At 42.2% G+C, this 26,747-nt stretch carries 25 protein-coding genes; 16 read left to right on the forward strand and 9 right to left on the reverse strand.

What is annotated here, in order from left to right:
• The first annotated feature begins 69 nt into the window (after positions 1-69).
• From KIH41_RS03305 to KIH41_RS03325, 5 genes are all read left to right on the forward strand, one after another.
• On the forward strand, positions 70-5,808 hold the full coding sequence (locus tag KIH41_RS03305; RefSeq protein ID WP_214161495.1) for a PAS domain S-box protein: 5,739 nt from the start codon (positions 70-72) through the stop codon (positions 5,806-5,808).
• A gap of 70 nt (positions 5,809-5,878) precedes the next feature.
• On the forward strand, positions 5,879-6,310 hold the full coding sequence (locus KIH41_RS03310; RefSeq protein ID WP_213945394.1) for a response regulator: 432 nt from the start codon (positions 5,879-5,881) through the stop codon (positions 6,308-6,310).
• Positions 6,311-6,313: 3 nt separating this feature from the next.
• Complete coding sequence (locus tag KIH41_RS03315; RefSeq protein ID WP_317194915.1) at positions 6,314-7,315, forward strand: PAS domain S-box protein; 1,002 nt, start codon at positions 6,314-6,316, stop codon at positions 7,313-7,315.
• 248 nt (positions 7,316-7,563) lie between these two features.
• Complete coding sequence (locus KIH41_RS03320; RefSeq protein WP_214161496.1) at positions 7,564-7,770, forward strand: hypothetical protein; 207 nt, start codon at positions 7,564-7,566, stop codon at positions 7,768-7,770.
• 306 nt (positions 7,771-8,076) lie between these two features.
• Positions 8,077-8,514 (forward strand): nucleoside deaminase, encoded by a 438-nt coding sequence (locus tag KIH41_RS03325; RefSeq protein ID WP_214161497.1) that lies wholly within the window; start codon positions 8,077-8,079, stop codon positions 8,512-8,514.
• A gap of 12 nt (positions 8,515-8,526) precedes the next feature.
• Here KIH41_RS03325 and KIH41_RS03330 read toward each other — a convergent pair whose 3' ends face one another.
• The 3 genes from KIH41_RS03330 to KIH41_RS03340 all read right to left on the reverse strand — a co-directional run bounded on the left by KIH41_RS03330 (position 8,527) and on the right by KIH41_RS03340 (position 11,313).
• Positions 8,527-8,820, reverse strand: coding sequence for a chaperone modulator CbpM (locus tag KIH41_RS03330; RefSeq protein WP_214161498.1), 294 nt, complete (start codon positions 8,818-8,820; stop codon positions 8,527-8,529).
• Positions 8,810-9,730 carry a DnaJ C-terminal domain-containing protein gene (locus KIH41_RS03335; protein ID WP_214161499.1) on the reverse strand — a complete coding sequence of 307 codons (921 nt, stop codon included), beginning with the start codon at positions 9,728-9,730 and terminating at the stop codon, positions 8,810-8,812. Before KIH41_RS03335 ends, KIH41_RS03330 begins: the two co-directional genes overlap by 11 nt.
• 833 nt (positions 9,731-10,563) lie before the next feature.
• The gene (locus KIH41_RS03340; RefSeq protein ID WP_246538929.1) at positions 10,564-11,313 is read right to left on the reverse strand and encodes an LOG family protein; all 750 of its coding nucleotides are present in this window, start codon (positions 11,311-11,313) and stop codon (positions 10,564-10,566) included.
• 77 nt (positions 11,314-11,390) lie between these two features.
• Here KIH41_RS03340 and KIH41_RS03345 point away from each other — a divergent pair, with 77 nt between their 5' ends.
• Positions 11,391-12,161 (forward strand): DUF3050 domain-containing protein, encoded by a 771-nt coding sequence (locus tag KIH41_RS03345; RefSeq protein ID WP_214161501.1) that lies wholly within the window; start codon positions 11,391-11,393, stop codon positions 12,159-12,161.
• The gene (locus KIH41_RS03350) at positions 12,162-13,064 is read left to right on the forward strand and encodes an AEC family transporter (protein ID WP_214161502.1); all 903 of its coding nucleotides are present in this window, start codon (positions 12,162-12,164) and stop codon (positions 13,062-13,064) included.
• 84 nt (positions 13,065-13,148) lie between these two features.
• On the opposite strand, the gene KIH41_RS03355 is transcribed toward KIH41_RS03350, so the two are convergent.
• From KIH41_RS03355 to KIH41_RS03370, 4 genes are all read right to left on the reverse strand, one after another.
• Positions 13,149-13,610 carry a hypothetical protein gene (locus KIH41_RS03355; RefSeq protein WP_214161503.1) on the reverse strand — a complete coding sequence of 154 codons (462 nt, stop codon included), beginning with the start codon at positions 13,608-13,610 and terminating at the stop codon, positions 13,149-13,151.
• A gap of 78 nt (positions 13,611-13,688) precedes the next feature.
• Entirely contained in the window at positions 13,689-14,048 is a 360-nt protein-coding gene (locus KIH41_RS03360) for a response regulator (protein ID WP_213945385.1), read from the reverse strand.
• 8 nt (positions 14,049-14,056) lie between these two features.
• Complete coding sequence (locus tag KIH41_RS03365) at positions 14,057-14,821, reverse strand: hypothetical protein (protein WP_214161504.1); 765 nt, start codon at positions 14,819-14,821, stop codon at positions 14,057-14,059.
• Positions 14,818-15,399 (reverse strand): carboxymuconolactone decarboxylase family protein, encoded by a 582-nt coding sequence (locus KIH41_RS03370; protein WP_213945383.1) that lies wholly within the window; start codon positions 15,397-15,399, stop codon positions 14,818-14,820. The genes KIH41_RS03365 and KIH41_RS03370 overlap by 4 nt, the downstream gene beginning before the upstream one ends.
• Before the next feature lie 152 nt (positions 15,400-15,551).
• Between KIH41_RS03370 and KIH41_RS03375 the strand changes: the two genes are divergently transcribed.
• From KIH41_RS03375 to KIH41_RS03385, 3 genes are all read left to right on the forward strand, one after another.
• Positions 15,552-15,824, forward strand: coding sequence for a hypothetical protein (locus KIH41_RS03375; protein ID WP_213945382.1), 273 nt, complete (start codon positions 15,552-15,554; stop codon positions 15,822-15,824).
• 178 nt (positions 15,825-16,002) lie between these two features.
• A complete protein-coding gene (locus KIH41_RS03380; RefSeq protein WP_214161505.1) occupies positions 16,003-17,643 on the forward strand; it encodes an acetolactate synthase large subunit in 1,641 nt (546 codons plus the stop codon).
• Entirely contained in the window at positions 17,640-19,025 is a 1,386-nt protein-coding gene (locus tag KIH41_RS03385) for an aldehyde dehydrogenase family protein (RefSeq protein ID WP_214161506.1), read from the forward strand. The genes KIH41_RS03380 and KIH41_RS03385 overlap by 4 nt, the downstream gene beginning before the upstream one ends.
• 86 nt (positions 19,026-19,111) lie before the next feature.
• Here KIH41_RS03385 and trhA read toward each other — a convergent pair whose 3' ends face one another.
• Positions 19,112-19,756 (reverse strand): PAQR family membrane homeostasis protein TrhA, encoded by a 645-nt coding sequence (gene trhA, locus KIH41_RS03390; RefSeq protein ID WP_246535369.1) that lies wholly within the window; start codon positions 19,754-19,756, stop codon positions 19,112-19,114.
• 74 nt (positions 19,757-19,830) lie between these two features.
• On the opposite strand from trhA, the gene KIH41_RS03395 reads away from it, so the two are divergent.
• Entirely contained in the window at positions 19,831-20,535 is a 705-nt protein-coding gene (locus tag KIH41_RS03395) for a TVP38/TMEM64 family protein (RefSeq protein WP_213945379.1), read from the forward strand.
• Positions 20,536-20,912: 377 nt separating this feature from the next.
• Here the strand turns inward: KIH41_RS03395 and KIH41_RS03400 are convergent, their stop codons facing one another.
• Positions 20,913-21,266 (reverse strand): hypothetical protein, encoded by a 354-nt coding sequence (locus KIH41_RS03400; protein WP_214161507.1) that lies wholly within the window; start codon positions 21,264-21,266, stop codon positions 20,913-20,915.
• A gap of 657 nt (positions 21,267-21,923) precedes the next feature.
• Between KIH41_RS03400 and KIH41_RS03405 the strand changes: the two genes are divergently transcribed.
• The 5 genes from KIH41_RS03405 to KIH41_RS03425 all read left to right on the forward strand — a co-directional run bounded on the left by KIH41_RS03405 (position 21,924) and on the right by KIH41_RS03425 (position 26,572).
• Positions 21,924-23,729: a TrkH family potassium uptake protein gene (locus KIH41_RS03405; protein ID WP_246538931.1), complete on the forward strand. Its 1,806-nt coding sequence runs from the start codon at positions 21,924-21,926 to the stop codon at positions 23,727-23,729.
• Positions 23,730-23,786: 57 nt separating this feature from the next.
• Positions 23,787-24,476: a potassium channel family protein gene (locus tag KIH41_RS03410; RefSeq protein ID WP_214161508.1), complete on the forward strand. Its 690-nt coding sequence runs from the start codon at positions 23,787-23,789 to the stop codon at positions 24,474-24,476.
• Between the two features lie 107 nt (positions 24,477-24,583).
• On the forward strand, positions 24,584-25,666 hold the full coding sequence (locus tag KIH41_RS03415; RefSeq protein WP_246538933.1) for an ATP-binding protein: 1,083 nt from the start codon (positions 24,584-24,586) through the stop codon (positions 25,664-25,666).
• Positions 25,659-26,336, forward strand: coding sequence for a response regulator (locus tag KIH41_RS03420; RefSeq protein ID WP_214161509.1), 678 nt, complete (start codon positions 25,659-25,661; stop codon positions 26,334-26,336). The genes KIH41_RS03415 and KIH41_RS03420 overlap by 8 nt, the downstream gene beginning before the upstream one ends.
• Positions 26,337-26,425: 89 nt before the next feature.
• Complete coding sequence (locus KIH41_RS03425; RefSeq protein WP_214161510.1) at positions 26,426-26,572, forward strand: hypothetical protein; 147 nt, start codon at positions 26,426-26,428, stop codon at positions 26,570-26,572.
• Positions 26,573-26,747: the final 175 nt, after the last annotated feature.

Consider the following 26,747-nt stretch of genomic DNA (forward strand, 5'->3'; position numbering starts at 1 on the left):
TTATTCTGCCCCTTTTTTGCAAACTTAGTAAGACTGTAATTCTTCCTAACCTTACACCCGATCTTCAATATGGATCAAAGTCTTTTACAAGGCATCTTTGATGGTGCTCCCACTTCCTACCTGATTGTGGAGGCAAACAAACCGATTTTCACCATTCTAGATGTGAATAAGTCCTATCTCAGGGACACAAATAGGGACAAAGAGGATTTGATTGGCAAGGGGATTTTTGAGGCCTTTCCGAGTCTGGGTGACGACAATGGACCCAAAAACCTGGAAAACAGTTTGAACAAAATAATCCGGGAAAAAAAGGCCCATGAAATGCCGATCGTAAAGTACGATGTCTTTAACCATCGAACCGGCAAAATCGAGGAACACTATTGGGAACCCATTAATACACCCATTTTAAATGAGCAGGGGGAGGTAGAATGTATTATCCATCAAGTCAAGGAGGTAACGGATTATGTATTGCTTCAAATTAAAAACAATTCGGAGAAATCACAACTAGAAGAGACTAAGCTTAAATTTGAATCGGTATTCAACTTCAGTTCTGCAGGTATTGCTATGCTTGATCTAGACGGCAGGTGGATAGAAGTTAACCCCAAAATATGCGAGATCACGGGCTACAGCAGAAAGGAACTGTTTGAAATGACTTTTCAGGACCTCACCCACCCAGATGATCTGAAAAATGACCTTGAGCATGTCCAAATGCTACTTGAGGATAAAATCAAACACTATAAACTCGAAAAAAGATACCTTCATAAAGATGGTCATGTGATATGGGCTTGGCTCAGTGTGACCTTGGTCAGAAAAGGTAATGGCAAACCCTATCATTTCATTTCCCATGTGCTGGACATCACAGATAAAAAAGAAAACGAAAAAGCTTTATTGGTAAGCGAAAACCGATACGAATCACTTTTTCAACACCACCCAGACGCCGTTTTTGCCTTTGATCTGAACGGCAAATTTATTGAAGCCAATCAAAATGCTGTGGCAATAGCGGAGGGAAGTTTATCAAAACTTTTAGACTCAAACTTTTTGGTATTTCTTCCTGATGGGGAAAAACAGCGTGTATCCGACTATTTCCAAAGGGCCAAAAATGGTGAACAGCTCAATTACAATATAGATTTCACCTCTTTCAAAAACACAAAACTGCGCCTTAATATCACCAACCTCCCCATTTATCAAGGTGAGGAAATAACGGGCGTTTATGGCATTGCAAAAGATATTACGGCCTCAGAACAAGCCAAGACTGAATTAAAAGAATCCAGGGACCGGCTTGAAAAGGTCTATAGCAGGTCACTGGACGTAATCTGCACCATAGATCGGGAAGGCAACTTCCAGGAAGTGAGCCAGGCCAGTCATAAAATTTGGGGCTTTTCACCTGAAGAGCTTACCGGGAGGTTGTACATTGACTTGGTCCATCCTGATGATCGGGACATTACCCTTGCTGCAGCCCAGGCCATCATGCAAGGCCAGGATGTCACCGCCTTCCAAAACCGATACCTTCGAAAAGACGGCAAGGTTGTCCCCATTATCTGGTCAGCTCATTATGACCCTGAAGACCAGCTCATGTTTTGCGTTGCTAGAGACGGAAGGGAAAAGATAGAGGCGGAAATCATCTTGAGAAAGAATGAAGAAAGGTTCAGAAAACTTGTCCAAGACGGTAGCGACTTGATCGCCATTTTGGATGAAGAAGGAAATTACGCCTATGTGAGCCCCACCTCCTACTCCATACTTGAGATTAGCCCAGAGGAGCTTTTGGGCAAAAGCGCATTTGATTACATCCATCCGGAAGATGTGGATAATGTATATGAGCATTTTGGCAGACTGGAAAGGGAGAGACGGATTAGCCTTCCTCCATTTAGGTTTCAAAACAAGCACGGCCAATGGCGCTGGATGGAAACCCAAATAACCAACCTTTTGGAAGATTCTACCATCAAAGGAATTGTGGCCAATTCCAGGGATATTACTGAAAGAATCAAGGCTGAAATTGAACTTCAACAGACAGCCGAAAAATATTGGACGCTGTTCAACTCCAGCCCCCTACCCCAATGGATCTATGATCTGGAAACTTTACGCTTCCTAGATGTCAACCATGCCACGGTAGAATTTTATGGGTATGACCAGGAGGAATTTTTGAGAATGACCCTTGCGGATATCCGACCTGCGGAAGAAATTGACAAAATGATGATCGCCCACCAGAAAAATCTGGGAGAAAAATCTACACACAAATTCGGCATCTTTACCCACCAAAAATGTAACGGTGAACTGGCAAAGATGGAGATCTATGGTTATGCTCTTACCTATCAAGACCTTCCCGCCAAAATGATCATTGCCTTGGACGTTACGGAGCGAGAAGAAGCCTTGTCCAGGCTTTATGATAGGGAAAACAAACTCGTAGCCGCCCAAAAACTGGCCAAAATAGGATATTGGCAGAATAATCTAGAAAAGCAACAAATCGATTGGTCAGATGAGGTGTATGAAATGTTTGGGGTTCCTCTTGGGACTGTCATTACTGAACAACACCACTGGGCGCCGATTCCGGAGGAGGAAAGAACGACCTTCCGCAAAGTCATTCAGAATTGCATTGCAAACAAAGACAGTTACGAATTTGAACATAGCATAGTCCTTCCGGATGGATCAGTAAAATGGATTAAGGAATTTGGCTATTATCGGCCGAATCTCGATGGCGATTGGGTGCTTTCGGGCACTGTGCAGGACATCACCAAAGATCGCTTGGCCAAAGAACTCCTCATTGAAAGCGAATCCCGCTATCGGGCTATTATTGAATCACACACCAGCTTTGTGATCAGAACGGACCTGGAGGGCCAATACACCTTTTGTAATGAAAAGTATGAGGAAACCTTTGCCTGGATTTATTCCGATGGAAAAATCCTAGGCAAAAAAGCCGTGGACTCTATTATGCCTTATCATTTGGAAAAAATGGAAGAGACAATTGAAAAATGCCTTACATTCTCCAATGAAGCATTTAGAGTAGAAATTGACAAGAGAACACCAGATGGAAATCCTATGACCACCATATGGGAATTCATGGCCCTATCGGATTATGGCGGTAATATAACGGAAATCCAGTGTGTAGGTATTGATATTACCGACCGTAAAAAAGCGGAAATGGAGCTAAGGACAAGTAACCAGCGGTATGAACTAGTAACTAAAGCTACCTCTGATGCTGTGTGGGATTGGGATATTGAACAAAACTCGATCTTCAGGTCAGCCGGCTTTAGTGAGATGTTCGGGTTTTCCGAAGAACAAATTCAACTAGGCCATGATTTCTGGCAAAGTAAGGTTCACCCCAAAGATTTTCATTGGCTAAATGAATCCATTTACAATTTTATCCACCATTTCAAAGACCAAAATTGGATTACAGAATACCGTTTTTACAATGTCAAGGATGAGATTTTGTACGTAAGGGACAGAGCCATTGCTGTCAGGGATGAGAAGGGTAAGGCCATCCGACTGGTTGGAGCGATTCAGAATATCACTGCCCATAAAATCAAAGAAAAAGAGGATAAACTAAAGCTCTCCCTAAGTCAAGTCTTTGCCCAAAATGCATCTGTGGAGCAAATATTCCATGACTCTTTGGGCAAGCTGCTAGAGTTTACTGAACTCGATTATGGCGAAATATGGATTGCCAACCTGGATAATACCAGACTTAACATGGTCACCTATAAAGGGGACTTGAATACCTCCCCTACCAAGTACAAAATGTCCTTCAAGCGCGATGAGGGCTTTCCGGGGATGGTGTATGGTTCGGCAGAAGTAGTTTTGTTAGGTAACCTGGAAAAACAGAATTCATTTGTTCGACACGAGTTCATTCAACAAAACAAATTCAGCTGTGTCATTGGTTATCCCATAAAATTTGAAAAGGAAATTATTGGGGTTATCTGCTTATTCCGACATGAAAGCAATGACCCTCTTAACAACCATCCCAAGATATCGGAAAGCAGCCTTCAGCTTTTAGCCTTGGATTTTAAGCGCAAAAAGGCTGAACTGGATTTGAACCTATTCTTTGACCTCTCTCCAGATCTTTTGTGTATTGCCAATCTTCAGGGTTATTTCAAAAGGGTCAACGCTTCTTTTACAAAGTTGCTAGGTTACGATTTTGAAGAGATTCAAGATGTTAACTTTTTGGACATCATCCACCCCGAGGATGTGGAAAAAACCAAATCGGCTTTGGGTAACCTGGACATCGGAGAAACCATCTACAATTTCGAAAACCGCTATATCAAAAAAGATAAGACGGTCATTTGGCTTAGTTGGACTGCCACGCCTCTGGTGGGTGAGGAGCATGTTTTTGCCATCGCAAGAGATGTGACTGAGAGGAAGAAGTATGAGCTCGAGCTGGAAGCCTCCAAAAAGCAAGTGACCGATACCCTGGAAAGTATTCAGGATGGTTTTTTTGCCCTTAATGATGATTATATTGTGACCTTCTGGAATTCTGAAGCAGAAAAATTACTTCGAAGGAATAAAGAAAAAGTGATAGGCACCTTGCTTTGGGATCATTTTCCTGAGGCCTTGGAGTTGGCATTCTACAAATCCTATGAAGAGGTCAAAAGGACCAAAAAGCCAATTAGATTTGAGGAGCACTTCCCTCCCCTTCAAGCCTGGTTTGGCGTAAGTGTATTTCCAGCGGAGGAAGGGCTTACTGTCTATTTTAAGGATATTACCAAAGAAAAGCTAGCTGAGCTGGAATTGTTGAAGTTTAAGAAAGTAATCGAGAACAGCCAGGAAGCCATCAGTATTATTAATATCCAGCCAAAAAGCATTTACCTCAATCCTACCTTTGAGAAAAACCTTCAGCTAAACTCAAAGGAGCTTGAGGGTTTTGGGGAAATAAACCTGTATGAAAACAAACAGAAGGGGGCAGCGATATTTGAAAAGCTTTTCGACGGGGAGTTTGTCAAAGAAGAGGTTGATCTGTTAAACCAAGCGGGCGAAATCCTCCATTACTCCCTTAGTGCAGGGCCGATTTATGATGATAATGGAAAGCTTGTCGCCATTTATGGAATCCATGCCGATATTAGCGAACGGATCAAGAATGAAAACCGATTAAAGGAACTTAACCGCAAATTGGAAACCCACGCCAAGGAACTTGCACGATCAAACGCCGAATTGGAGCAGTTTGCCTATGTGGCCTCCCATGATCTACAGGAACCCTTGAGAATGGTTACTAGTTTCCTTAATTTGCTGGAGAAAAAATACAAGGAGCAATTAGACGATAAGGGAAGGAAATACATTTATTTCGCAGTGGATGGCGCCAAAAGGATGCGGCAGATTATCTTGGATCTATTGGAATACAGTCGTGTGGGCCGGATGGAAGACAAGTTCGAAAAGGTAGATATGAATGGCATTCTGGAAGAAATCCGATCGCTTCACAGACAGCAGATTGCTGAAACAAGCGCAAAGATCCTTGCGGATTCATTGCCCACCCTTACTATACCAAAGGCACCCATCAGGCAGGTTTTCCATAACCTGATCAACAATGGCCTGAAATACCAGGCACCTGGCAATAGGCCCGTAATAAAGATCCAATGGAAAGAGTTGGCAGATCATTTTGAATTTTCTATTGAAGACAATGGAATAGGTTTCAATCCTGAATACAGGGAAAAGGTATTTGTCATTTTCCAAAGACTGCACCAGCGCGAGGAGTATAGCGGCACCGGAATGGGGCTTGCCGTCACCAGAAAAATAATTGAAAACCTGAAAGGGAAAATATGGGTGGATTCAAAAGAAGGTATCGGGAGTACTTTTTACTTTACGATTCCCAAAAAAGCCCCTAAATCATAACTCTAAAATAAACCCGTGGTGAATCCAGTTATAATTGCTCATTATCACATTATTTTTTAACTTGTAGCATATGAATCCCATAAAAATTCTATTAATAGAAGATAATGAAGGAGATATCCTTTTGACTCTGGAGGCTTTTGAAGAAGGAAAGATTTTTAATACCATCCAAGTGATCCGGGATGGGGAGTCAGCCATAGATTATCTGGAAAAAAGAAATGACTTTGTCAGAGCCTCCCGTCCCGATTTGATTCTATTGGATGTAAATCTTCCCAAAAAAAACGGCCACGAGGTTTTAAAATATATCAAACAAACTGAACACTTAAAAAGTATTCCTGTCATTATGCTCACGACTTCTTCCTCACAAGTGGATATCGACAGCGCCTATAAGAATTATGCTAATTGCTATATTACCAAGCCAGTTGAAGTAAGTGATTTCATAGAGGCTGTGGGAAAAATAGAAGATTTTTGGATTAATATCGTACAACTACCAACCAACAGTTAAACTGTGTATAAAGACCACAAAAAATACAAGGTCCTGGTAATAGAAGATAACCCAGGCGATTTTGCATTGATTGAGGATTACCTGCAGGAATACATAGCCAATCCTGAAACCATTCAGGCCAAAAGCTTTAAAGAGGCTGAATATTTCCTATGCCAAACAGATGATTGCCCCTATGATGTGGTGCTGTTGGATTTATCCCTTCCTGATGGTAGCGGTGAGCAACTTATTTTTGACCTCAACGCCTTGGAACCCGGCTGCCCTGTCATAATTCTTTCAGGATATTCTGATTTTGAATTCAGTGTAAGATCACTTTCTTTGGGGGTTTCGGATTATTTGATTAAGGATGACTTGTCCCCTTCTGTTCTTTATAAGAGCCTGGTTTACAACATAGAGCGGAAAAGGATACTTCATGATTTGGAAGAGTCAAAAAGCCGCTACAGCCACCTTTTTCACCTGAGCCCCCAGCCGATGTGGGTCTTTGATCTGGAAAGTCTCAAATTCCTCGACGTTAACCAGGCGACCCTTAGCCACTATGGTTTTTCGAGGGAGGAATTTTTGTCCATGACTATCAAAGAAATTCGACCAGCGGAAGAAGTAGTCAAGCTGGAAAATCTTATCCAAAGCTCAAGGCTTACCCAAAAGCCATTTCATGGAATGGCCAAGCACCGTAAAAAAAATGGTGATATAATTCATGTGGAAGTCAAAACCAATTTTATAAAATTTAAAGATCAAGATGCAATATTGGTACTATCTTCTGATATCACGGAAAGATTAAAATACATCAAAACCATAGAAAAGCAAAACCAGCAGATGAGGGAAATTGCCTGGATCCAATCCCATGTAGTAAGAGCCCCCATAGCTCGGCTGATGGGCTTGGTAAATTTGATTGATTTGGAAAAAGCCACTGACAAAGACCATAAAGAATTGCTTACGCATATCATGGATTCAGCAGAGGAACTTGACAAAATTGTACGTGAAATCAACACCAAGACAAAAGAAATGTAAATCACTGTCAATGAAATGATTACAAGACCGGCACCCTCAGTGCTGGTCTTGCATTTTTAGACGGTTTATATACAAAATCGAAACGTTCAACAGCTGTTATAGACCATTTAAACACAAATAATAATTTGAACGTAAATAATGATTATTTAATTAAAATAAAAATAATTTATAACGTTTAGATTAAAATCTTGTAATAATTTGCTATATTTACATCATACCTTTATAAAAGCACTTAATATTGTTATTTAATGAGTAAGATTAACCCTTTAATTATCATAGGATTTTTTGGAATTGGAGTTACCTTATGTATGCAGCTTTTTTTATTGGCATTCTATGATATCCCGTCCACCCAAAAGTCTTTTATGGCAATCCACCCCATCTTTGCCACCATGGTAGTTATTGGCTACATCAAGGACATTTCCTCCAAGCCTAGGAAGAAATTGATGAGGAAGTGAGATGCTGTACTAAGTACGATGTACTATGTACTAAGTACACCGCAGGGCATTCCCTTCCTTTAATCCCTTACCTCTAATGACATTTGAAACAAACCGCAGTGAACCAGAGGCTCAGAGATAAAATGCCCACCGGATAACTTGTCCCCTGCCCGCTGTCGCAACCATGGAAAGCGTCTCAAGAATCACAGCCGCGCAAAGTGGCCTTTGTGAAACTTCGTGACCACTGGGTGGCCTTTGTGGCCCATTTACATTTTACCCCTACTTTCTACTTCTAACTTCTTACTTAATTTTTCCCTATCTTTGACTATGGATCAATTTTATAAAGCGGCCTTGGATGAGGCTAAAAAAGGACTTCATGAAGGTGGCATCCCAATAGGGAGCGTCCTTGTGCACGGCGGGAAAATTATTGGCCGTGGTCACAACAAGCGGGTGCAAAGCGGCAGCTGTGTGCTCCATGGTGAAATGGATGCCTTGGAAAATGCCGGTAGGCAACCAGCCAGCGTCTACCAAAACTCCGTAATTTACACCACCCTATCCCCCTGCCCCATGTGCACGGGGGCGATCTTACTTTACGGCATCCCTAAAGTGATCGTGGGCGAAAACAAAAACTTCCTTGGCGCGGAAGACCATCTCAGAAACAACGGCGTGGAAGTGGAAGTCATCCAAGATCAAGAAACCATCGACATGATGGCCAAATTTATTCAGGATAAACCGGAGCTTTGGAATGAAGACATTGGGGAATAAGATTTTCCCCTTTCAAATCTCATATTTCCTTAATCTGGTTTTCAATTTTTCATTTTCTTCATGAAGATGTTCAATTTTTTCAAGCAAATGAAAAATGGCACCAATACCCTCAGGGTTGATGTTCAATTCCTTGTAAAGTCGAACTATCTGTTCCAGCTTGTGTAGACTGTCCTCCGGAAGGTACGTATCTTCCTCGATATAGGAGATTTCCAACAGCCCTTCCTCCTGAACTTTGCTGATAAAAGATATCTCCAATCCGTGGTAGGTACAAAAGCTAGAAACCGTAATTAAATTCCTATTTTCCATGGCTTTGTAAATCTCGAAGTTGGGTAAACAATTCCTTTTCCTTTGCAGTCAAGTTTTCCGGTAGCTTTATATTAATATTAACATATAGGTCCCCGAATTGACCATCCTGCTTATAAACAGGGAAGCCCTTGCCTTTTAGGCGGATGGTGCTGCCCGACTGAGTACCAGCCTTAATTTTGATTTTCACCTTTCCATCAAAGGTAGGTACGACCACCTCACCGCCTAACACAGCGGTATACAGATCCAACTGCACTTTGCTATGCAGGTCATCCCCTTCTCTCTGAAAGGTGGTGTCATTAATAATATGAAAGGTTATATACAGATCGCCTTTTGGTCCACCGTTCATTCCTTCCCCTCCGTAACCCCTGATCTTGATGGTCTGCCCATCAGCTATACCAGCAGGAACGGTAATCCTAATTTGTTTTTCATTTACTGTCAAAGTATGCTTTTGTGTAGTATACACATCTGAGAGTCTAAGGTGCAGCTCCGCTTTATAATCTGGTCCTTTATACTTTACACCACCGCTCTTTTGGCCTTGCTGGTAGAATCTTTGCTCCCCTCCAAACATGGAACTGAAAAAATCAGAAAAGTCCTCCTCGGTGAAATGTCCGGAATAGGCTCTTCTGCCATCCTGTGAGGATTGAGCTTGGCGCCTTCCTCCTCCAGCCCGTTCAAATTCTTCGGCATGACGCCAGTCCTTCCCATACTGGTCATATTTCTTTCTTTTTACAGGGTCACTCAGAACTTCATTGGCCTCATTTACCTGCTTAAATTTTTCCTCTGCCGTCTTGTCATTGGGGTTGAGGTCGGGATGATATTTTCGTGCTAGCCTCCTATAGGCTTTCTTGATTTCACCCTCACTAGCCCCTCTTTCCAGCTCCAATACCTTGTAATAATCTATAAATTCCATATGGAAAAAATGAATCTATTTATGGTCTCCTTTTTACTTTTAACTTGACTTTTAAATCATACTCGCATTTATAACCTCGTATGTATGTTTTGGTACAAAGTACTAGGTACTAAGTACCAAGTACTCCTATCATCAGTGGTAGACTTTCAGTCATTTTGCCCAGCTGTGGTAATCCGTTGCCTTTATTTTCGTCGCCCTCCCTCAAAGCTTCGCTCTTCGGATGGGGTCTCCTTTGTGCGAATAAAAAACTTCATCATTCATCATTCATCATTCGACATTTTAGAAAACGTGGCTGAAACGACCTTTTGTCATATCCTGATTTTACTTGGCACTTTTTTCTCACGCTTTTAAATTTTCTCCACAAAGTGGCATTTCCCGATCCGCTTCGCTACTCGGAAAAAGTTGTGAAACTTCGTGGAAACTTGGTGTCCTTAGGGGCCCATTTTGTCACGTCCTAATTTTACTTGACAGGTTTTCTCTGAGCTCTCTGAGGCTCTGTGGTTACTTTTGTCACGTCCTAAATTTACTTGACGCTTTTTTCTCAAACTTTTAAATTTTTCTCCGCGAAGTGGCCTTTATGAAACTTCGTGAAATCTTGGTGGCCTTTGTGGCCCATTTTGTCACATCCTAATTGTACTTGACAGATTTTCTCTGAGCTCTCTGAGGCTCTGTGGTTACTTTTGTCACGTCCCAAATTTACTTGACGCTTTTTTCTCAAACTTTTATATTTTTCTCTGCGAAGTGGCCTTTGTGAAACTTCGTGAAAACTTGGTGGCCTTTGTGGCCCATTTACATCTGCTTTGTAATTCTAACCTTGTATTTCGTACTTCCTTTCACCTTTCCCCTAACCAAGCAAATGGCTTCGTTGCCGACCTAGGCTTGAGGTTATATCCCTTTACCGCATAATGATGAATATGATCCTCCATATCATCCACACTATCAGTCAGCAAAAACAGCTTTAAGTCTTCTTTGTCTATAGTCCCATAATCAGCCATATACTTGATATGCTCATAAATTTCCCTGTGAAAATCACTGCACATCAGCACTACGGGGAAGGACCTCATGACTCGCGTCTGAATCAAAGTCAAGGCTTCAAAAAATTCATCAAGAGTACCAAAACCGCCGGGTAACACCACAAAGCCGTAGCTGTACTTTGATAAGAGAACCTTCCTTACAAAGAAGAAATTAAAATTCATGTATCGATCTAGATAAGGATTTGGATGTTGTTCGTGGGGAAGCACAATGTTGCAGCCTACCGATCTGCCTCCAAATTCTTTGGCACCCCTGTTAGCTGCCTCCATGATGCCCGGGCCACCGCCTGTCATCACTGTGAAGCCTAATTTGCTAAGTCTTTTACCGACTTTCACTCCTAGCTGGTAATATTCGTCTTTTTCCTCAAACCTCGCAGATCCAAAAACCGTAATACAGGGGCCTACGAAGTGGAGAGTTCTAAATCCCTTAATAAACTCCCGCATCACCTTCATGGCAAATTTAAAATCCTTGAAGCGGGTTTGCGGTCCAGCCAAAAAGGCCCTTTCATCCGGATGGGCCAGTGGGGTAAATTCTTCCTTGCTCTTTTTCATCAAATTTCCTTTTGCTCTCTGAATTTAAGCATTCACTTACAATTAAAAAATTAACTTTGCAGACAAATTTAATTGCTATGAATTCTCATTTTGATCTGATAAATAATAGAATAGCTCCCTTAAGGGAACAAATCATCAATCACCCTGTTTACGCCAAAATAACTGATCTTGAGGACTTAAAGGTCTTTATGGAGCACCACGTGTTTGCAGTTTGGGACTTCATGTCCCTGCTCAAGTCACTTCAAATCAACTTAACCTGTACTTCCATTCCTTGGTTTCCAAAAGCTGATGCCAACACCACTCATTTGATCAATGAAATCGTCCTCGGTGAGGAATCGGATATAGATCAAGAGGGAAATAGAAAAAGCCACTATGTGCTTTACCTAGAAGCCATGAATCAATGTGGTGCAAAAACGGAATCAATAGAAAAGTTCTCCACCTCGCTACAGGAAAATCAAGATTTCCTCACCGCCTATGCTGTGGGTCAGGTTAGTCCTGCCATTCAGGAATTCATTGATTTTACATTCGATATCATCCATAACCACCCACTCCACACACAGGCTGCGGTATTTACTTTTGGTAGGGAAGATCTTATTCCGGATATGTTTATTTCAATCGTCAGGGATATACATGCAAGGTTTCCCGATCAAGTTTCAATTTTAAAATATTATCTAGAAAGACATATAGAAGTGGATGGCGACCACCATGGTAATCTTTCCTTAGAAATGACTGCGGCACTTTGCGGAGATGAGGAGTCCAATTGGATTGAGGCCGCTGATGCAGTTGAAAAAGCCTTGCAAATGAGGTTAAAATTATGGGATGCCGTACAGCATAAATTAACCTTATAAATGTCCCAGATTTTTCTTGTCTTTCTATATTTGGCTACAGGGATGCTGCTTAAATGGGCAGCTTTTCTTCCGGAGAAGACGCCTAAATATTTAAATGGGTATATAATCTATATCGTGCTGCCAGCTGTGGCTCTGCTTTACCTTCCGGGAATAGAATGGAAAGCAGAATTAATTCTACCTGCTTTTTCAGCCTGGTGGGTGTTTCTTATCAGTTGGGCTTTGTTTTCTATACTGGGAAAAAGTTTTCATTGGCAAAATTCAACCACCGGTTGTCTGATCATTACCGCAGGCTTATCCAACACGTCATTTTTGGGGTTCCCCATTATCGAGGCCCTATATGGCAGTGAGGGTTTGAAAATAGCATTCTTGATTGACCAACCTGGCTCTTTCCTAATTGTGAGCAGCTTGGCTGTGGTGGTGGCAGGGATATATGGGGACAGGCAACTGAGAAAAAGAGACATCGGACGCAAGATCCTCATGTTCCCCCCATTCATCTTCTTCTTCATTGGACTTTCCATGAGTTTGGCGGAAATAACCTTTACTGGCCATGCACAGGAGTTTCTTCAGCTTCTAGGCTGGACGCTGAGTCCTGTAGCGCTTTTGGCCGTGGGAATGCAGGTCAATTTGAATGTTGATGAGTTAAAGGAGAAAAAGCTATGGGCGGGACTTGCATTCTCCTTATTAGTGGCCCCACTGGCTGTAATGGGTATTATTGGGCCTCTTTTGGATTTCGATGGCTTGATCTACCAGGTAATGGTCATGGAAGCCGCCATGCCCTCCATGATCACCGCCTCCATCGTAGCCATCTCCTATCACCTCAACCCGCGCCTCGCCTCCCTGATGGTCAGCCTCGGCATCCTCATTTCAGCGGTAACTCTTACGATGTGGTATTGGATTTTGTAAATATGCGCCCCCCAGCGTCCTTCGGGGTAGTATTTTTTTCTCTGGTCCTCTGAGTCTCTGTGGTTTCACACTTCGTACTTCGTTTCAACCAGTTTTCTCCACTTTCAACGGCACCTTTTTCCCATTGGCCGTCAGACTCAAAACACGATAGAGATCATCCCACACGTACAAATCCCTAGGTATTTGGATTTGAAAGTTTTTCTCTTCCTCAGAGGCCTTAATTTGCAGCTCAAACTCATTTAAGTGAATAGCCTTCACCTCATCCCATGGGATATAGTTTTTGGCAAAAAACATGTTTCTTTTAATCAGTATCCCCTGTCGGCCAAAGCGGATCTTGGGCGTCAAAAAATTATTGGGGCGGGATAGTAACAATAGGATGAGAGCAACGAGTATACCTGTAATAATCATACCTGTGCCCGCCAAGGCCTTGAGGTCGGAAACACGCTCTCTGGAAAGTAGCCAAAACCCAGCGCTAAAACTCCCTATGGAGAATATTAGCATAATAAGTTTATAAATTCTGGGTGTCAACTGTATAATAGTCTTCATAATAAAAATGGCTTTTACTTTTTACAAATCCATTTAACCACAAAAACCATGAAAAAGTAAGTCTTAAACCTTTAAACTTTACAAAGCCTCCAATATTTCCTCAAATCCACTCCTATCTAAGGGTTTTTGAACAAACTTTTTTACCTGCTGATATTCCAGACTTTTTTCTTGATCCTGCAAACTGTTAGAAGAAGTCAAAATCACAACATTCAAATCCAATTGTCTCATTTTTACCTCATCCAAAAACTGCCAGCCATTCATCACAGGCATGTTCAAATCCAAAAATATCAGTTCTGGCAAATCCTTTTCCAAGGCTTCCAAAGCCTCACTACCATTGAGAAATGAATCAACTTTGAGTTCAGGATCCACCATATTGATAAATTTATGATGCACGAGGTTCATGACCCGCTGATCATCCACTAAGAAAACTTTCTTCATACGCTACTTTATACTTGCTCGTCTACCTTCTCCAGCACGGCTTTTAAGGAGTAGTCCAAATCACGGACGGCCGTCATCAGCTCCGGCCAAAATACTTCATCAAAGGTTCCTGAATCCACATCGCCTTTCACAACTGTCAAACTTAGTATCCGAGAAAGAGGCTCCCGAATCTCATGGCTGTTAAACTGAATCAGCTCTTTCAGTTTTTGATTGGACTGTTTCAAGGAACTGGTCCTCTGCCGAATCACCTCTTCCTGCTCCCTGTTTAATTTGGTGATTTCTCCATTCTTTTTTCCCAGCTCTGCTAACAGACCCAGATTTAAAAGTTTGGCAGAGATCAGCTCATGGACAAGCTTGACTAGAGGGATGGATTTGATGGAAAATGGGTTGGTTTCTACTGATTTAAGGGTGATCAGGCTTTTATTGGACCCGGTGTTGAATAACCATTTTCTTTCCTCAACAATGTTTCCACTTTCATCTAAAACTGAATTTAGGCTGGGGACTTCATATACTCCGTCCCCCATCATGGCCAATAAATCTTCAGATATTGGCCCAGTGGTATAGTTGTTTTCTTGATTTGAAATTGAGTATAAGTTGTACTCATTGCCATGAATAAACAAATATTCAAAACTGTAAAAATTGAACAGATACTTGAGCTGTTGACCTAAAACCTCTACAATTTTTATTTTCTCATTTATTGCTGCCAACTGCACTGAAAGGCGGTTGATGGCCTCAAACTGGACTTTGTAATAGATGAACTCATCTATTTTCATGCAAATGACTGGCTAAGTTCTACCAATTCATTATCCACCTTGATTCCGGAAATATTGGCAATTGTATTCAGCATGTTTACCAAATCAGCTTGTGCAAAGAGCTCCTGGATTTCATTACTGTTGTAGCCAGCATTTACCAATATATCGAAATGCTCTTGGTTGATTTGCCCGTTGTGGATGGCGGCATTGCTTACAATCGATACGGCCACCTTGTAGCTATGGGGAATTATATCACTTCTGAGGTTGTCAGAAATCAAAACATCTTCATTAGGGTAAAGCGATTTGCCTATCATGTTGGCAAAAATCTTATGAGCTTCAGCACAGTAAGCACATTTTCTTTCAGCTGACACACTGTAAATTATCAATTGCTTGATGATGTTGGGAACTGTTCCTTCACATAAAGTGGACTTCAATTTACCCCAATTCCCTCTAAGCAATGTGGCATTGCTCCCCTGGCATTTAAACCAATTCAATACAAATGGGATCCCAAGAGTGGCCATGGTGTCATCATAGATGGCTTTTACTTCTTCTGAGGCATCTTTATATTCTACAATTTGAAAAGTCTGAATAGAACTCATAAGTAAATATTAATAAATTTTTGTCGAAGATAACTTATTATATGTCATTAAACCAAAATCATTTTTATGATCGGTAAAAAATAATTGTTTGAAATTCTTGAATAAATCGATTAAAAAGTGGTAACTTTTATAGTTGTTTTACTTTCTGTTTTATGAAAAGGCATAACCTTAGAATCAAGATTATTTTCGCGGTTGCGATTATAATTTTAGCCATCCCACTTTTTGCCATGCAATTTACTGAGGAGGTTGTATGGACTATTTCAGACTTTGTGGCTGCGGCGGCCTTGTTGGCAATCACAGGGTTTGGTATTGAGGGGACCCTCAGAAAAATTCAAAACACCACCCAGCGTCTAACCATCTGTGGCCTTATCTTTCTAGCCTTTTTACTAGTTTGGGCAGAACTGGCTGTGGGGTTGATTAGCTAATAAAACCTGAAAGGTTTAATGAATTAAATCCAGGTTTGATCAAAATTTCCCCACTTTTTCAAATCATTTCCCCCTATAAATCTCTTATATACCTGAATCGTAATTCGGTCTTCCGTCTCCCGTTTTCGAATTCCGTCTTCGGTCTTCTATTAAAAAACTTTTAACTAACCCTCCTCCCATGAAAGCATCCGATCTCTTTGTAAAAGCCCTAGAAAACGAAGGTGTAGAATATATTTTTAGCGTCCCCGGGGAAGAAAATCTCGATTTTCTCGAATCCCTCAAAGACTCCAGCATCAAACTTATACTAACCCGCCACGAACAAGGGGCCGGGTTTATGGCCGCCACTTACGGGCGGCTGACAGGGAAGCCCGGAGTATGCATGTCCACTCTCGGCCCTGGAGCCACCAACCTGGTGACACCTGCCGCATACGCCCAGCTTGGCGGTATGCCCATAGTAATGATCACAGGTCAAAAACCCATCAAAAAAAGCAAGCAGGCCCGTTTTCAGATCATTGATGTGGTCGAAATGATGAAGCCTGTCACCAAATACACCAAGCAGATCGTTGACTCCAATGTCATCACATCCAACATCAGGGAGGCATTCCGCTTGGCAATTGAGGAAAAGCCCGGTGCCGTCCACTTGGAATTTCCCGAGGATATAGCCCAGGAAGAGTGTGAGGAGAATATTTTCGAAGTGGTAGGCCACATCATACCAAAACCGGATGATCAAGCCATTGCAAAAGCCGTAGAAATGATCCAAGCAGCCAAAAAACCTTTATTGCTCATCGGAGCCGGGGCAAACAGAAAGGTCACCTGCGAGGCGCTGAGGGAATTTGTGGATTATACGGGCATATACTTTTTCACCACGCAAATGGGAAAAGGAGTGATCGACGAAAGACATGAACAATACTTGGGAACGGCAGCCTTATCCAGTAACGATTTTCTTCATGCTGGGATCGAGGATGCCGACCTCATTATCAATGTAGGCCATGATGTAATCGAAAAGCCGCCATTCTTTATGAAAAAAGGGGGTAAGAAAGTGATTCATGTCAATTTTGACCCAGCCGAAGTGGACCCGGTTTATTTCCCCCAACTCAATGTGGTCGGAGATATTACCAATGCCGTCCGTAAATTGACTAAAGAGATAAAAAAACAGAAAGGCTGGGATTTTTCTTTTTTTAAGAAAGTCAAAAAGGAAGTAGATGAGCACTTGAGTAAATATGTGAATGATGAACGCTTCCCTATGCTTCCCCAACGACTGATCCATATTCTAAGAAACAAATTGGCACCAGAAGATGTGATTACCTTGGACAATGGTATATACAAAATCTGGTTTGCCCGTAATTATACCTGTCACAAGCCTAATACTCTTCTTTTGGACAATGCCCTGGCATCCATGGGCGCCGGACTACCATCAGCTATGGCTGTCAAAATGGTGTACCCCGATCGGAAAGTAGTGGCGGTATGTGGGGATGGCGGATTTATGATGAATTCGCAGGAAATAGAGACGGCAGTCAGGCTTGGGTTAAACCTTACCACCATCATACTCAATGACGAGGCATACGGAATGATCAAATGGAAACAGGAGGATATGGGGTTTACCGATTTTGGGCTGGATTACAAAAATCCTGACTTCATCAAATATGCCGAGAGCTATGGAGCAAAAGGGTTTCGCCCAAGCAGTGATCAGGAATTTAAAGATGTTCTTGAGGAATGTCTAACGACTGAAGGGGTGAAAATTATAGACCTTCCGGTAGATTACTCCCTGAATCACCCCATCTTAAATGTCAAACTCAAAGAAAAATCTAAAGAACTATGAGCCAAAAGCTGAAAGTTTACGCCCCTTTCGATCAAACTTTAATCAAAGAAATTCCCATGGTGGGAAATGAGGAAGCTGACAAAGCCCTTCAAATAGCCCACGATTTATTTTTGTCCCGCGACAAGTGGATCCCTGCCTATAAAAGAAAAACCATTCTGGAAAAAGTGGCTACCCTCATGCAGGACCGCCTAAAAGAACTAACCGAAACTGCCGCACAGGAAGGAGGTAAACCCTATAAAGACTCCAAGGTGGAAGTGCTGCGGGCCATAAATGGCGTCAAAATCGCCAGCGAGGAAATTTCGCAGCTCAAAGGAGAGCAAGTGCCTATGGGGTTGACAGAGGCATCGGTAGACCGGTTAGCCTTTACGATTCGGGAACCTATTGGAGTTGTCCTTTCCATTTCAGCCTTCAACCATCCCCTAAATCTTATAGTGCACCAGACTATTACTGCATTTGCTGCTGGTTGCCCGGTGATCATCAAACCTGCTGGAACTACCCCCCTCTCCTGCTTGGCATTTATGGATATTCTGAAAGAAGCTGGATTACCAGCCGGGTGGGTCCAAAGTATTATTTGCGACAACGAGGTGGCGGAATTCATGGTAAAGGATAAACGTGTAAATTACCTATCCTTCATTGGATCGGCCAAAGTGGGCTGGTACCTCAAATCCAAAGTTGCGCCCGGTACCCGGGTTGCCCTGGAGCACGGAGGTGTGGCACCTGTTATAGTAGAGAAGGATGCCGATCTTGATAAGGCACTTCCCTTGCTGGCAAAGGGTGGATTTTACCATGCCGGCCAGGTATGTGTATCCGTTCAGCGGATATTTGTCCATGAGGAAATTGCCGATAAGGTATCCAATAGATTGGCTGATTTAGCCGCAGAATTGGTGGTGGGCGATCCTTTGGATCCAGACACTGAAGTGGGCCCCCTTATTTCCACTGATGAGGTAGACCGCGTCCATGAATGGGTAAAAGATTCGGAAGGTAAAGGTGGAAAAATACTGGTCGGTGGCCAAAAGATATCTGATACTTGCTATGCTCCCACGGTCATGTTTGACCCGCCCCAGGGTGCAAAATTAAGCCAGGAGGAGGTTTTTGGACCGGTAGTCTGCATTTATCCCTACACCGATCTTCAGGAAGCTATCCGGCTTTCAAATGACATGGAATACCACTTCCAGGCCGCAGTATTCACCAAAAACCTAGACAAGGCCTTAGAATGCGTGGACAAGCTCAACGCCACTGCCGTCATGGTCAATGACCATACCGCCTTCCGCGTGGATTGGATGCCTTTCGGGGGAAGGGACGCATCAGGAGAAGGCCTGGGCGGCATCCCCTACTCCATGCACGAAATGACAAGGATAAAAATGATGGTATTCAAACGTTAACCCATTCATCATTCATCATTTATCATCAATAACCCTCAGTCTTTGAAAATCTTCGAAGTCTGAGGCTCTTTGATATTTCTACTTTTTCAAGTTATCAAAAACATAATGGCTATAAAATGCAGCACAGTCCCTGCAAGTACAAATAAATGCCAAATCGAATGTGAAAAGCGGAGGGTTTTGTTCGTATAAAAAATAACTCCCGAAGTGTAAGCCATCCCTCCCGCTGCAACAAGGCTCAATTCGGTTAGGCTTAGGTTAGAGACCAAAGGTTTAATAAAGAAAATAACCAGCCAACCCATGCTCAGATAGAGAATCAGCGATAGCTTTTCAAACCTGTGGGTGAAAAAAGCCTTGTAAACCACTCCTAGAACTGTCAGGCCCCAAATCACTCCAAAGTAAACCCAACCGGCCACACCTCCTAAACTTATTAATAAAAAGGGAGTGTATGTCCCCGCTATCAAGAAATAAATACTGATATGGTCAAAAGTCCTCAGCAATGGTTTTACCCTGGGAGACTGTACAGAATGGTAAAGGGTGGAAAAGGTATAAAGAAGCAAAATGGAAGCCCCGAACATACTGCAAGCGAAAACATGAACTGCCGAGCCATTAAGCACCGAAAAAGTGATCAAAAGAGAAATAGCAACTATGCTAAAAAGTATACCCAGGCCGTGGGTGATGCTATTCGCAAACTCCTCCTGAAGAGACTGTTTTCTTTCTATTTTTCCAGGCATAGGGCAAAGATGAATAATTCCTCCGCTTTTAGCATAAAAATTGAATCAATAAGTTTTTAATTTAACTTTTAAAAATGGTAGAAAAGGAAAATCGGAGCAAATCCAAATCGCCTATATACCTGTCTTTGATTTTGTTAATCGGTATAATTCTGCTTTATCTCACTGTTCCGGCTGTGGAGAATTTCGTCGCGGAAGCTTACGAAGTGCTTAGCAGTGGCGATGAGAAAAAGATATCGGACTGGGTAGACCAATTTGGATGGGCCGGCCCCCTTGTTTTGATTTTAGCCATGACAGCACAAATGGTGGTTCTAGTTGTCCCAACCCCTCTGCTAATGGTTATAGCTGTGTTGGCTTATGGACCGTTAATTGGCTCGGGAATTATTCTTATTGGTATATTCATCGCTTCGTCAATAGCCTATGTTTTAGGTTCTGCATTGGGTAATCCCGTGGTCGAAAAACTACTTGGGCATAAGTCTAAAAACAAAATGAAGGGATTCTTAAAAAACTATGGTTTTTGGGCGGTGATAATAGTTCGCTTTTCCCCATTTCTATCCAATGACGCGATAAGCCTTGTGGCTGGAATAATGAAGATGGGATTCTGGAAATTTATAGCAGCTACCATGCTGGGAATCCTACCCCTTACACTCCTCATTGCTTACTTTGAAGAATCTGAAAGTTTGCAGACTGGCTTAATATGGATTGGGGCTATCAGTTTTGTCGGATTCGTAGTGTATGTTTGGATTGACAAAAACCGAAAAACGAATAATTATCAGACTTAAAAGGTTAGCCATATCCCCATGCGAACGCCGCTTTACCCCAAGAGAAACCTGTACAATTTCTGATCTACACACTTTAGCTGCACCTAAAAATCTTCCACAAGCCCCTTCAATTTTTTCTCCCTCCTCCGCGCCTTTGAGGAAGTCCTTTCTTCGCGCCTTTGAGCCTTTGTGGCTAACTAATCATTGATTATATAACTATTCCAAGAAAATCTACGGAAGGCCCCATCGGAAATCACCCAATATCAAGCTTTCCAAGCTCCTACGGCCGATTTCCTAGTCAATTTTCGGAAATATCCGTAACTGATCCGTAAGTGATGCGTAAGTGATCCGTAAGTGATCCGTAACTGATACGGGGGAACCCCGAAGGAAAGCAGGTTTCAGAGTATACTGGATGCCAGCCCCCTGATCCAATCTCTCCAATTGCGCCCCTCATCTTTGGGCAATTCGGGCCTTTCGAGTTTGACCGCATCCAATATCTGTAAGGCAGCACCGGTTTTCAGTTCATAATAATCCCCATTGACGAGCTGGTAAAAATAAATCCCCACTACGGGGCAGCATAGCATTTTCAAATACTTCTGACTGAACTGGATAATACGGTTTTCCTCCCGTCCAAGGTTGTGTATTTCCTTAAAATTTTCTTGAAAAAATTCAGGATAAAAGTTTTGCCCCCTCCTTTTTCTGTTCTTCTCGAAATAGCCTACACACTTTCGCCGAGTCTCATAATCTTCCATAAGCCCCTTTCATTTTTTCACGCGCCTCCGCGCTTTTAAGGATCCTTTCTTCGCGCCTTTGAGCCTTTGTGGCTAACTAACAACCTGAAGTAGAGTACTTCCCTAATGCGTGTTTAACCCGTGTTCAACGCGTGTTTAACCCGCTATCAAGCATGCCCAACCCCCTAATTAACAACACTTTAATCTTCCTCCCAAATGCACCCGGAATATACGGATTCTTAGGTATAATTGGGAAAATACGGAATGTCCAAAAACCGTTGGGCCAAGTCGCCGTTGAGCCAAGTCTCCGACTTGCGCACCATGAGTCAGGAATCTCTGACTCCCACCTCTCTACCAAGAGTTCGACAACAATATCCCATATACAATCTATAGGTGTCTAAGGGATGTCCCATAGGTGTCCCATAGGTTCGTTAGTGTTTGGCTAAAATCCAAGAATTCATTGTACCTTTTCCTGTTGCGTTGAAGTAGGAGTCGCCAAATCAAAAAGTCCCCTGTCCCAGACAAGGAAATTTATGGAGCATCTTTATAAAATCTTTATATATCCTCAAAGTCTTTAATTTAATCTATATATTATTCCGCCGAAATTTGTGCCTTGTTTTGATTACCCAGCATATAACCAGGCAGCTAAACGGAAAGAAACAATTTAATATAAAGCGTATGTGGTATTTATTTGGAAAATCCGATCAGGCCATGCTTAAGACGCAAAATCTCGAACGGATTAATAAATTACTGTTGAGACTGTTAAGTTTTTTGACCTTCCTCTTTCTTATTCTTAATTTCGGTTTTGACCTTCGACCAGAATTACTCCCCATAGCACAATTAGCTTATTCCGTTTCAATTATTGCCTTGGCCCTGGGTTTTGCTTTTCACCTTTTGATCAGATATTCCAAACTGACCACAACCAGGATTTTGATGGAGGCCATAGTTATAACCCTGTTGATAATTGGAGCAGGACTACGCTTACAGATCTGGGATCTTGGTATTCAAAGGACGATTGTCAACATCGAACTGAAGCATTTCTTTATCAATTTACTCGTCAGCCTAATATTTCTGGTTGAAGTAAGCAAATGGAGTCTATCTGTAAGCAAACTAAGAGTAAATCCGCCACAGGTTTTCATCTTAAGTTTTGTCATTGCTATCCTAATCGGTACCGGGCTGCTGTCTTTACCAAATGCCACATACAATGGAATTTCAGTAGTTGATGCGTTATTTACAGCCACTAGTGCCGTTTGTGTCACAGGTTTAATTGTGCTGGACACTTCATCGGATTTTACCTTGATTGGTCAAATCATTATTATGATTCTTTTCCAAATAGGTGGCCTTGGAATGATGACCTTTGCCAGCTTCTTTGGTTTTTTCTTTAAAGGAAGTTATTCGCTACAAAACCAGCTATTTATTCAAGACTATATCAACGAGGAGAAAATCGGTGCCATCTATTTTACCTTAATTAAAATCATCTTTTTTACCCTAATTGTTGAATCCATAGCCGGAGTTCTGATATTTCATTTCACTGACCCTACCCTATTTGACTCAAATGCAGACCGGATCTTCTTTTCAATCTTCCATGCCATCTCCGCTTTTTGCAACGCTGGATTCTCCACCCTAAGCGATGGACTTTATGAAACTGGCTTCAGGACTGCCTATAACATGCACCTTGTCATTGCATTTACCATCATTCTGGGTGGCATAGGTTTTCCGGTGGTACTCAGCTACTATAATTACTTAAGGCATGTAGTCATCGGCACCAAAAAAATGATCACCGGTGAAGAGCCCTATAGGCACGCTCCAAGAGTGGTTAATATCAATACAAAAATCATCGTAAACACTACCATCATATTGTTGATTGTAGGTTTTATCAGTTTTCTGATATCGGAAAAAGATTCCACCTTGTTTGGGCTTAGCACATATGGGAAAATAGTGACTGCCTTTTTCGGGTCGGTCACACCACGAACAGCCGGTTTCAATACCGTAGATATGAGTGCCCTGGCATTACCCACCGTCCTGATTTACCTGATCCTCATGTGGATTGGGGCCTCCCCTGGGTCTACAGGAGGAGGGCTGAAGACTAGTACGTTTGCCGTAGCCGTGCTGAATGCCTTTAGTATAGCCAAGGGCAAAAGAAGAGTGGAAGTCTACAACCGCGTGTTGACCAATGTCACTGTGAGAAAAGCTTTTGCAGTTATCCTTCTATCCTTTTTGGTAATTGGTACAGGAGTGTTTTTGGTGACCCTGTTTAACCCACAACTTGCCCTGATTGATGTTGCCTTTGAGGTGTTCTCCGCCTTTTCAACTGTTGGCCTAAGCCTGGGTATCACTGCTGAACTTTCCATTTCAAGTAAGTTGGTGATCAGTGTAATCATGCTCTTGGGCCGGGTGGGCACATTGACATTTATGATGACATTGGTCACCAAACCCAAAACCCAAAGATACAAATACCCTGAGGAAAGCGTTTATATAACGTAATTCCTCGGTCTTCGGTCAGAAAAAACATAACTCAACATCATCAAACAAAAAAAAAACATGAAATACATCATTGTGGGAATGGGAAACTTTGGCGGCTATTTGGCCATCAGACTGACGGACTTGGGCCATGAGGTAATCGGAATTGATTCAGACAGCGCAAAAGTTGACTTGGTAAAAGATAAAATCACCCACGCCATTACCATGGACGCCACCGACTTGCAGGCTTCCAAAAACCTTCCCATCAAAGACACGGATGTAGTAATAATTGCCATTGGGGAGGATTTCGGGGCTTCTATTATGGCCACAGCCATCTTTAAACAGCTCAATGTAAAACGTCTCATTAGTAGGGCCATAAGCGTGTTGCATGAAACGGTCATTAAAGCAATCGGGGTAGACGAAATTATCCACCCAGAGGAAGAAACTGCTGAGCGCTTGGCTAAAAGACTACAAATGAAAGGTGTTTTGGATTCTCTGGACGTCTCGGATGATTACAACATTATAGAAGTAAAAGCCCCTGAAAGATATACTGGAATGACTATCTCTGAAACCAACATCCGAGAAGATTTTAATATTAATATTCTGACCATTATCAAAATGGAGGAAAAACCAAACATTTTCGGTATCATGTCCAAAAAAAGGAAAGTGAGCGGGGTGGTGGCCGGAAATACAAAAATTGAAAAAGGCGATATTTTGTTGCTTTTCGGAAACATTCGCGATATCAACAGGATTCTTAGTCTGGAAAATTAAGCGCAATATTAGTGTTAACAACCTCTCCAAGCATTATTCCCCGCCATTGTTGGCTTAAATTTAGTTAATGGATTAAATTTAGTTACTTCAAATTTTATTACCTAAACTTGGAATTTTTCAAAACCCAATCAAATAGCAAATTCTTCCAATACTCGATCAGCCTCTCAATGATCGCTGCCTCCTGTATTGCCTGCTATTATTCCGTGGATGTAATCGGCTACCAGGTAGTGGCCCTTATACTCTTGCTGGTTGTCTCTGTTTTAGCCATGCTTTTTGATATCTTACCGGTTTTGGTTACCGCTTTTCTAAGCGCGTTGAGCTGGAATTTCTTTTTTATCCCTCCTACCTTCACGTTTCATATCGGCACTACCGAAGATGCCCTGATTTTTTTCATGTATTTTGTAATAGCACTGATCAATGCAGTGCTGACCTTCAAAATCCGGGATGTGGAAAAAAAGGCCAGGGAAAAGGAGGAGAGGGAAAAATCCCTGAAGCTATACAACACCATGCTAAATTCTCTATCACACGAGTTAAAAACCCCTATTTCTACCATTATAGGCGCTATAGATACCATAAAGGAGAACGCCTCCAAACTCTCGGAATTCAATAAGTCGGAACTCTATACTGAAATTGAAATCGCGGGTTTTAGGCTCAACAGACAGGTCGAAAACCTCTTGAGCATGAGCAGGCTGGAGGCGGGGGTATTAAAGCCCAAAATGGACTGGTGCGACATCAATGAATTAATATTTTCTGTCATCAAGGACCATAAGGAAGATGCCAGGGACCACCAAATCTGCTTTGAGCCCTTTGAAAATCTACCTTTGATCAAAATTGACAGGGGACTGACAGAGCAGATAATCCATAACATCCTACTTAATGCAATTCAGCACACTGCTCCAGGCACTATTATAGAAATTCGTGCCCAACACCAAAACGGGGTATTCAGATTGGTGCTCTCCGACAATGGTAAGGGATTTCCTGAGCAAGAGATTCAGTCGGTTTTCCGCAAGTTTTATCGCCTGCCCAACTCCACCACAGGCGGCACTGGACTGGGACTGTCCATTGCAAAGGGGTTTGCGGAAGCTTTGAATGGAAGCATCCATTTGGAAAACCTGCCGACTGGCGGAGCAAAATTCACCATAGATATCCCATCCCAAGCCTCATCCATAAGCGATATTGAGAATGAATAAAGCCGAAGTATTAATTATCGACGACGAACCTCAGATCAGAAAGCTTCTGCAGATTAATCTGGAAAGCAATGACTATAAAGTGCTCCAGGCTGCTACAGCCAAAGAGGGGCTTATCATGGCAGCCAGTCATCCGCCCGACCTTATCCTCTTGGATATAGGACTTCCTGACAAAAGCGGGCATGAGCTACTTGTTGAACTTAGGGAGTGGTACAATAAGCCCATAATCATGCTATCCGTTCAAGATTATGAGGCGGATATCGTATCCGCTTTGGACAGTGGTGCCACGGATTACCTGACCAAACCTTTCCGAACCGGAGAACTCTTGGCAAGGATCCGGTCTGCACTCAGGAGAAGCCAAAACGTTAAAAATGTGAGCATAATTACCTCCGGAGATCTGGAAATTGACCTTACCGCCAGACTGGTACGCAAGAACGGCGAAATCCTCAAGCTTACCTCAACGGAATATAACCTTTTGGCCCTGTTTGCCAAAAATGAAGATAAGGTACTCACTCATCAGTTTATCTTAAAAGAGATCTGGGGGACAGGTTTTCAGACAGAAACCCAATATTTGAGGGTATTTGTGGGCACCCTGCGCAAAAAAATTGAAGAAAGCCCCAATCACCCCCAACACATCATTACTGAAAGCGGGGTGGGGTATCGGTTCCAATAGTTTATAAAATCTTTATGTCTGAAGAGGCAAAATTGATGTTTTGGTTATTCCCTACCACTTTACTTTGTAAAGTACCAAAACACCTTTCCATGAAATGGGATTTTTTCTATGACGAAGACAACAAACGGCCCTATCGTTCCCTTAAGGACTGGTACCGCAATATCCGCCACCTGATCCTACCCTTGATCATCATGCTGGCCATGATTCTATGGATCTACTTTCATCACTTCATTTAGAAAGCCAGTTAAGCCAAGTCTCCTCTTTTGCGCCCCCCGGAACCTGCGGTATTCAAAAGTTTTAATGCTAAATGCTTTTGGGTAGAAGTATAAAATCATCTTCCTTTACCCTTTTTTGGGTAAACTTAATCCTTCAATCCAAATCGAATCTCCTTTTCAATCTTGCTCCTTTAAC

It is taken from the genome of Litoribacter ruber (assembly GCF_018500185.1).
GTDB classification, from domain to species: domain Bacteria; phylum Bacteroidota; class Bacteroidia; order Cytophagales; family Cyclobacteriaceae; genus Litoribacter; species Litoribacter ruber.

Bases quoted from the DNA above. Each gene is read 5' to 3' on its own strand.
- KIH41_RS03305 (WP_214161495.1), top strand. From the start codon at position 70: ATGGATCAAAGTCTTTTACAAGGCATCTTTGATGGTGCTCCCACTTCC.
- KIH41_RS03310 (WP_213945394.1), top strand. From the start codon at position 5,879: ATGAATCCCATAAAAATTCTATTAATAGAAGATAATGAAGGAGATATC.
- KIH41_RS03320 (WP_214161496.1), top strand. From the start codon at position 7,564: ATGAGTAAGATTAACCCTTTAATTATCATAGGATTTTTTGGAATTGGA.
- KIH41_RS03325 (WP_214161497.1), top strand. From the start codon at position 8,077: ATGGATCAATTTTATAAAGCGGCCTTGGATGAGGCTAAAAAAGGACTT.
- KIH41_RS03330 (WP_214161498.1), bottom strand. From the start codon at position 8,820: ATGGAAAATAGGAATTTAATTACGGTTTCTAGCTTTTGTACCTACCAC.
- KIH41_RS03335 (WP_214161499.1), bottom strand. From the start codon at position 9,730: ATGGAATTTATAGATTATTACAAGGTATTGGAGCTGGAAAGAGGGGCT.
- KIH41_RS03340 (WP_246538929.1), bottom strand. From the start codon at position 11,313: ATGAAAAAGAGCAAGGAAGAATTTACCCCACTGGCCCATCCGGATGAA.
- KIH41_RS03345 (WP_214161501.1), top strand. From the start codon at position 11,391: ATGAATTCTCATTTTGATCTGATAAATAATAGAATAGCTCCCTTAAGG.
- KIH41_RS03350 (WP_214161502.1), top strand. From the start codon at position 12,162: ATGTCCCAGATTTTTCTTGTCTTTCTATATTTGGCTACAGGGATGCTG.
- KIH41_RS03355 (WP_214161503.1), bottom strand. From the start codon at position 13,610: ATGAAGACTATTATACAGTTGACACCCAGAATTTATAAACTTATTATG.
- KIH41_RS03360 (WP_213945385.1), bottom strand. From the start codon at position 14,048: ATGAAGAAAGTTTTCTTAGTGGATGATCAGCGGGTCATGAACCTCGTG.
- KIH41_RS03365 (WP_214161504.1), bottom strand. From the start codon at position 14,821: ATGAAAATAGATGAGTTCATCTATTACAAAGTCCAGTTTGAGGCCATC.
- KIH41_RS03370 (WP_213945383.1), bottom strand. From the start codon at position 15,399: ATGAGTTCTATTCAGACTTTTCAAATTGTAGAATATAAAGATGCCTCA.
- KIH41_RS03375 (WP_213945382.1), top strand. From the start codon at position 15,552: ATGAAAAGGCATAACCTTAGAATCAAGATTATTTTCGCGGTTGCGATT.
- KIH41_RS03380 (WP_214161505.1), top strand. From the start codon at position 16,003: ATGAAAGCATCCGATCTCTTTGTAAAAGCCCTAGAAAACGAAGGTGTA.
- KIH41_RS03385 (WP_214161506.1), top strand. From the start codon at position 17,640: ATGAGCCAAAAGCTGAAAGTTTACGCCCCTTTCGATCAAACTTTAATC.
- trhA (WP_246535369.1), bottom strand. From the start codon at position 19,756: ATGCCTGGAAAAATAGAAAGAAAACAGTCTCTTCAGGAGGAGTTTGCG.
- KIH41_RS03395 (WP_213945379.1), top strand. From the start codon at position 19,831: ATGGTAGAAAAGGAAAATCGGAGCAAATCCAAATCGCCTATATACCTG.
- KIH41_RS03400 (WP_214161507.1), bottom strand. From the start codon at position 21,266: ATGGAAGATTATGAGACTCGGCGAAAGTGTGTAGGCTATTTCGAGAAG.
- KIH41_RS03405 (WP_246538931.1), top strand. From the start codon at position 21,924: ATGTGGTATTTATTTGGAAAATCCGATCAGGCCATGCTTAAGACGCAA.
- KIH41_RS03410 (WP_214161508.1), top strand. From the start codon at position 23,787: ATGAAATACATCATTGTGGGAATGGGAAACTTTGGCGGCTATTTGGCC.
- KIH41_RS03420 (WP_214161509.1), top strand. From the start codon at position 25,659: ATGAATAAAGCCGAAGTATTAATTATCGACGACGAACCTCAGATCAGA.
- KIH41_RS03425 (WP_214161510.1), top strand. From the start codon at position 26,426: ATGAAATGGGATTTTTTCTATGACGAAGACAACAAACGGCCCTATCGT.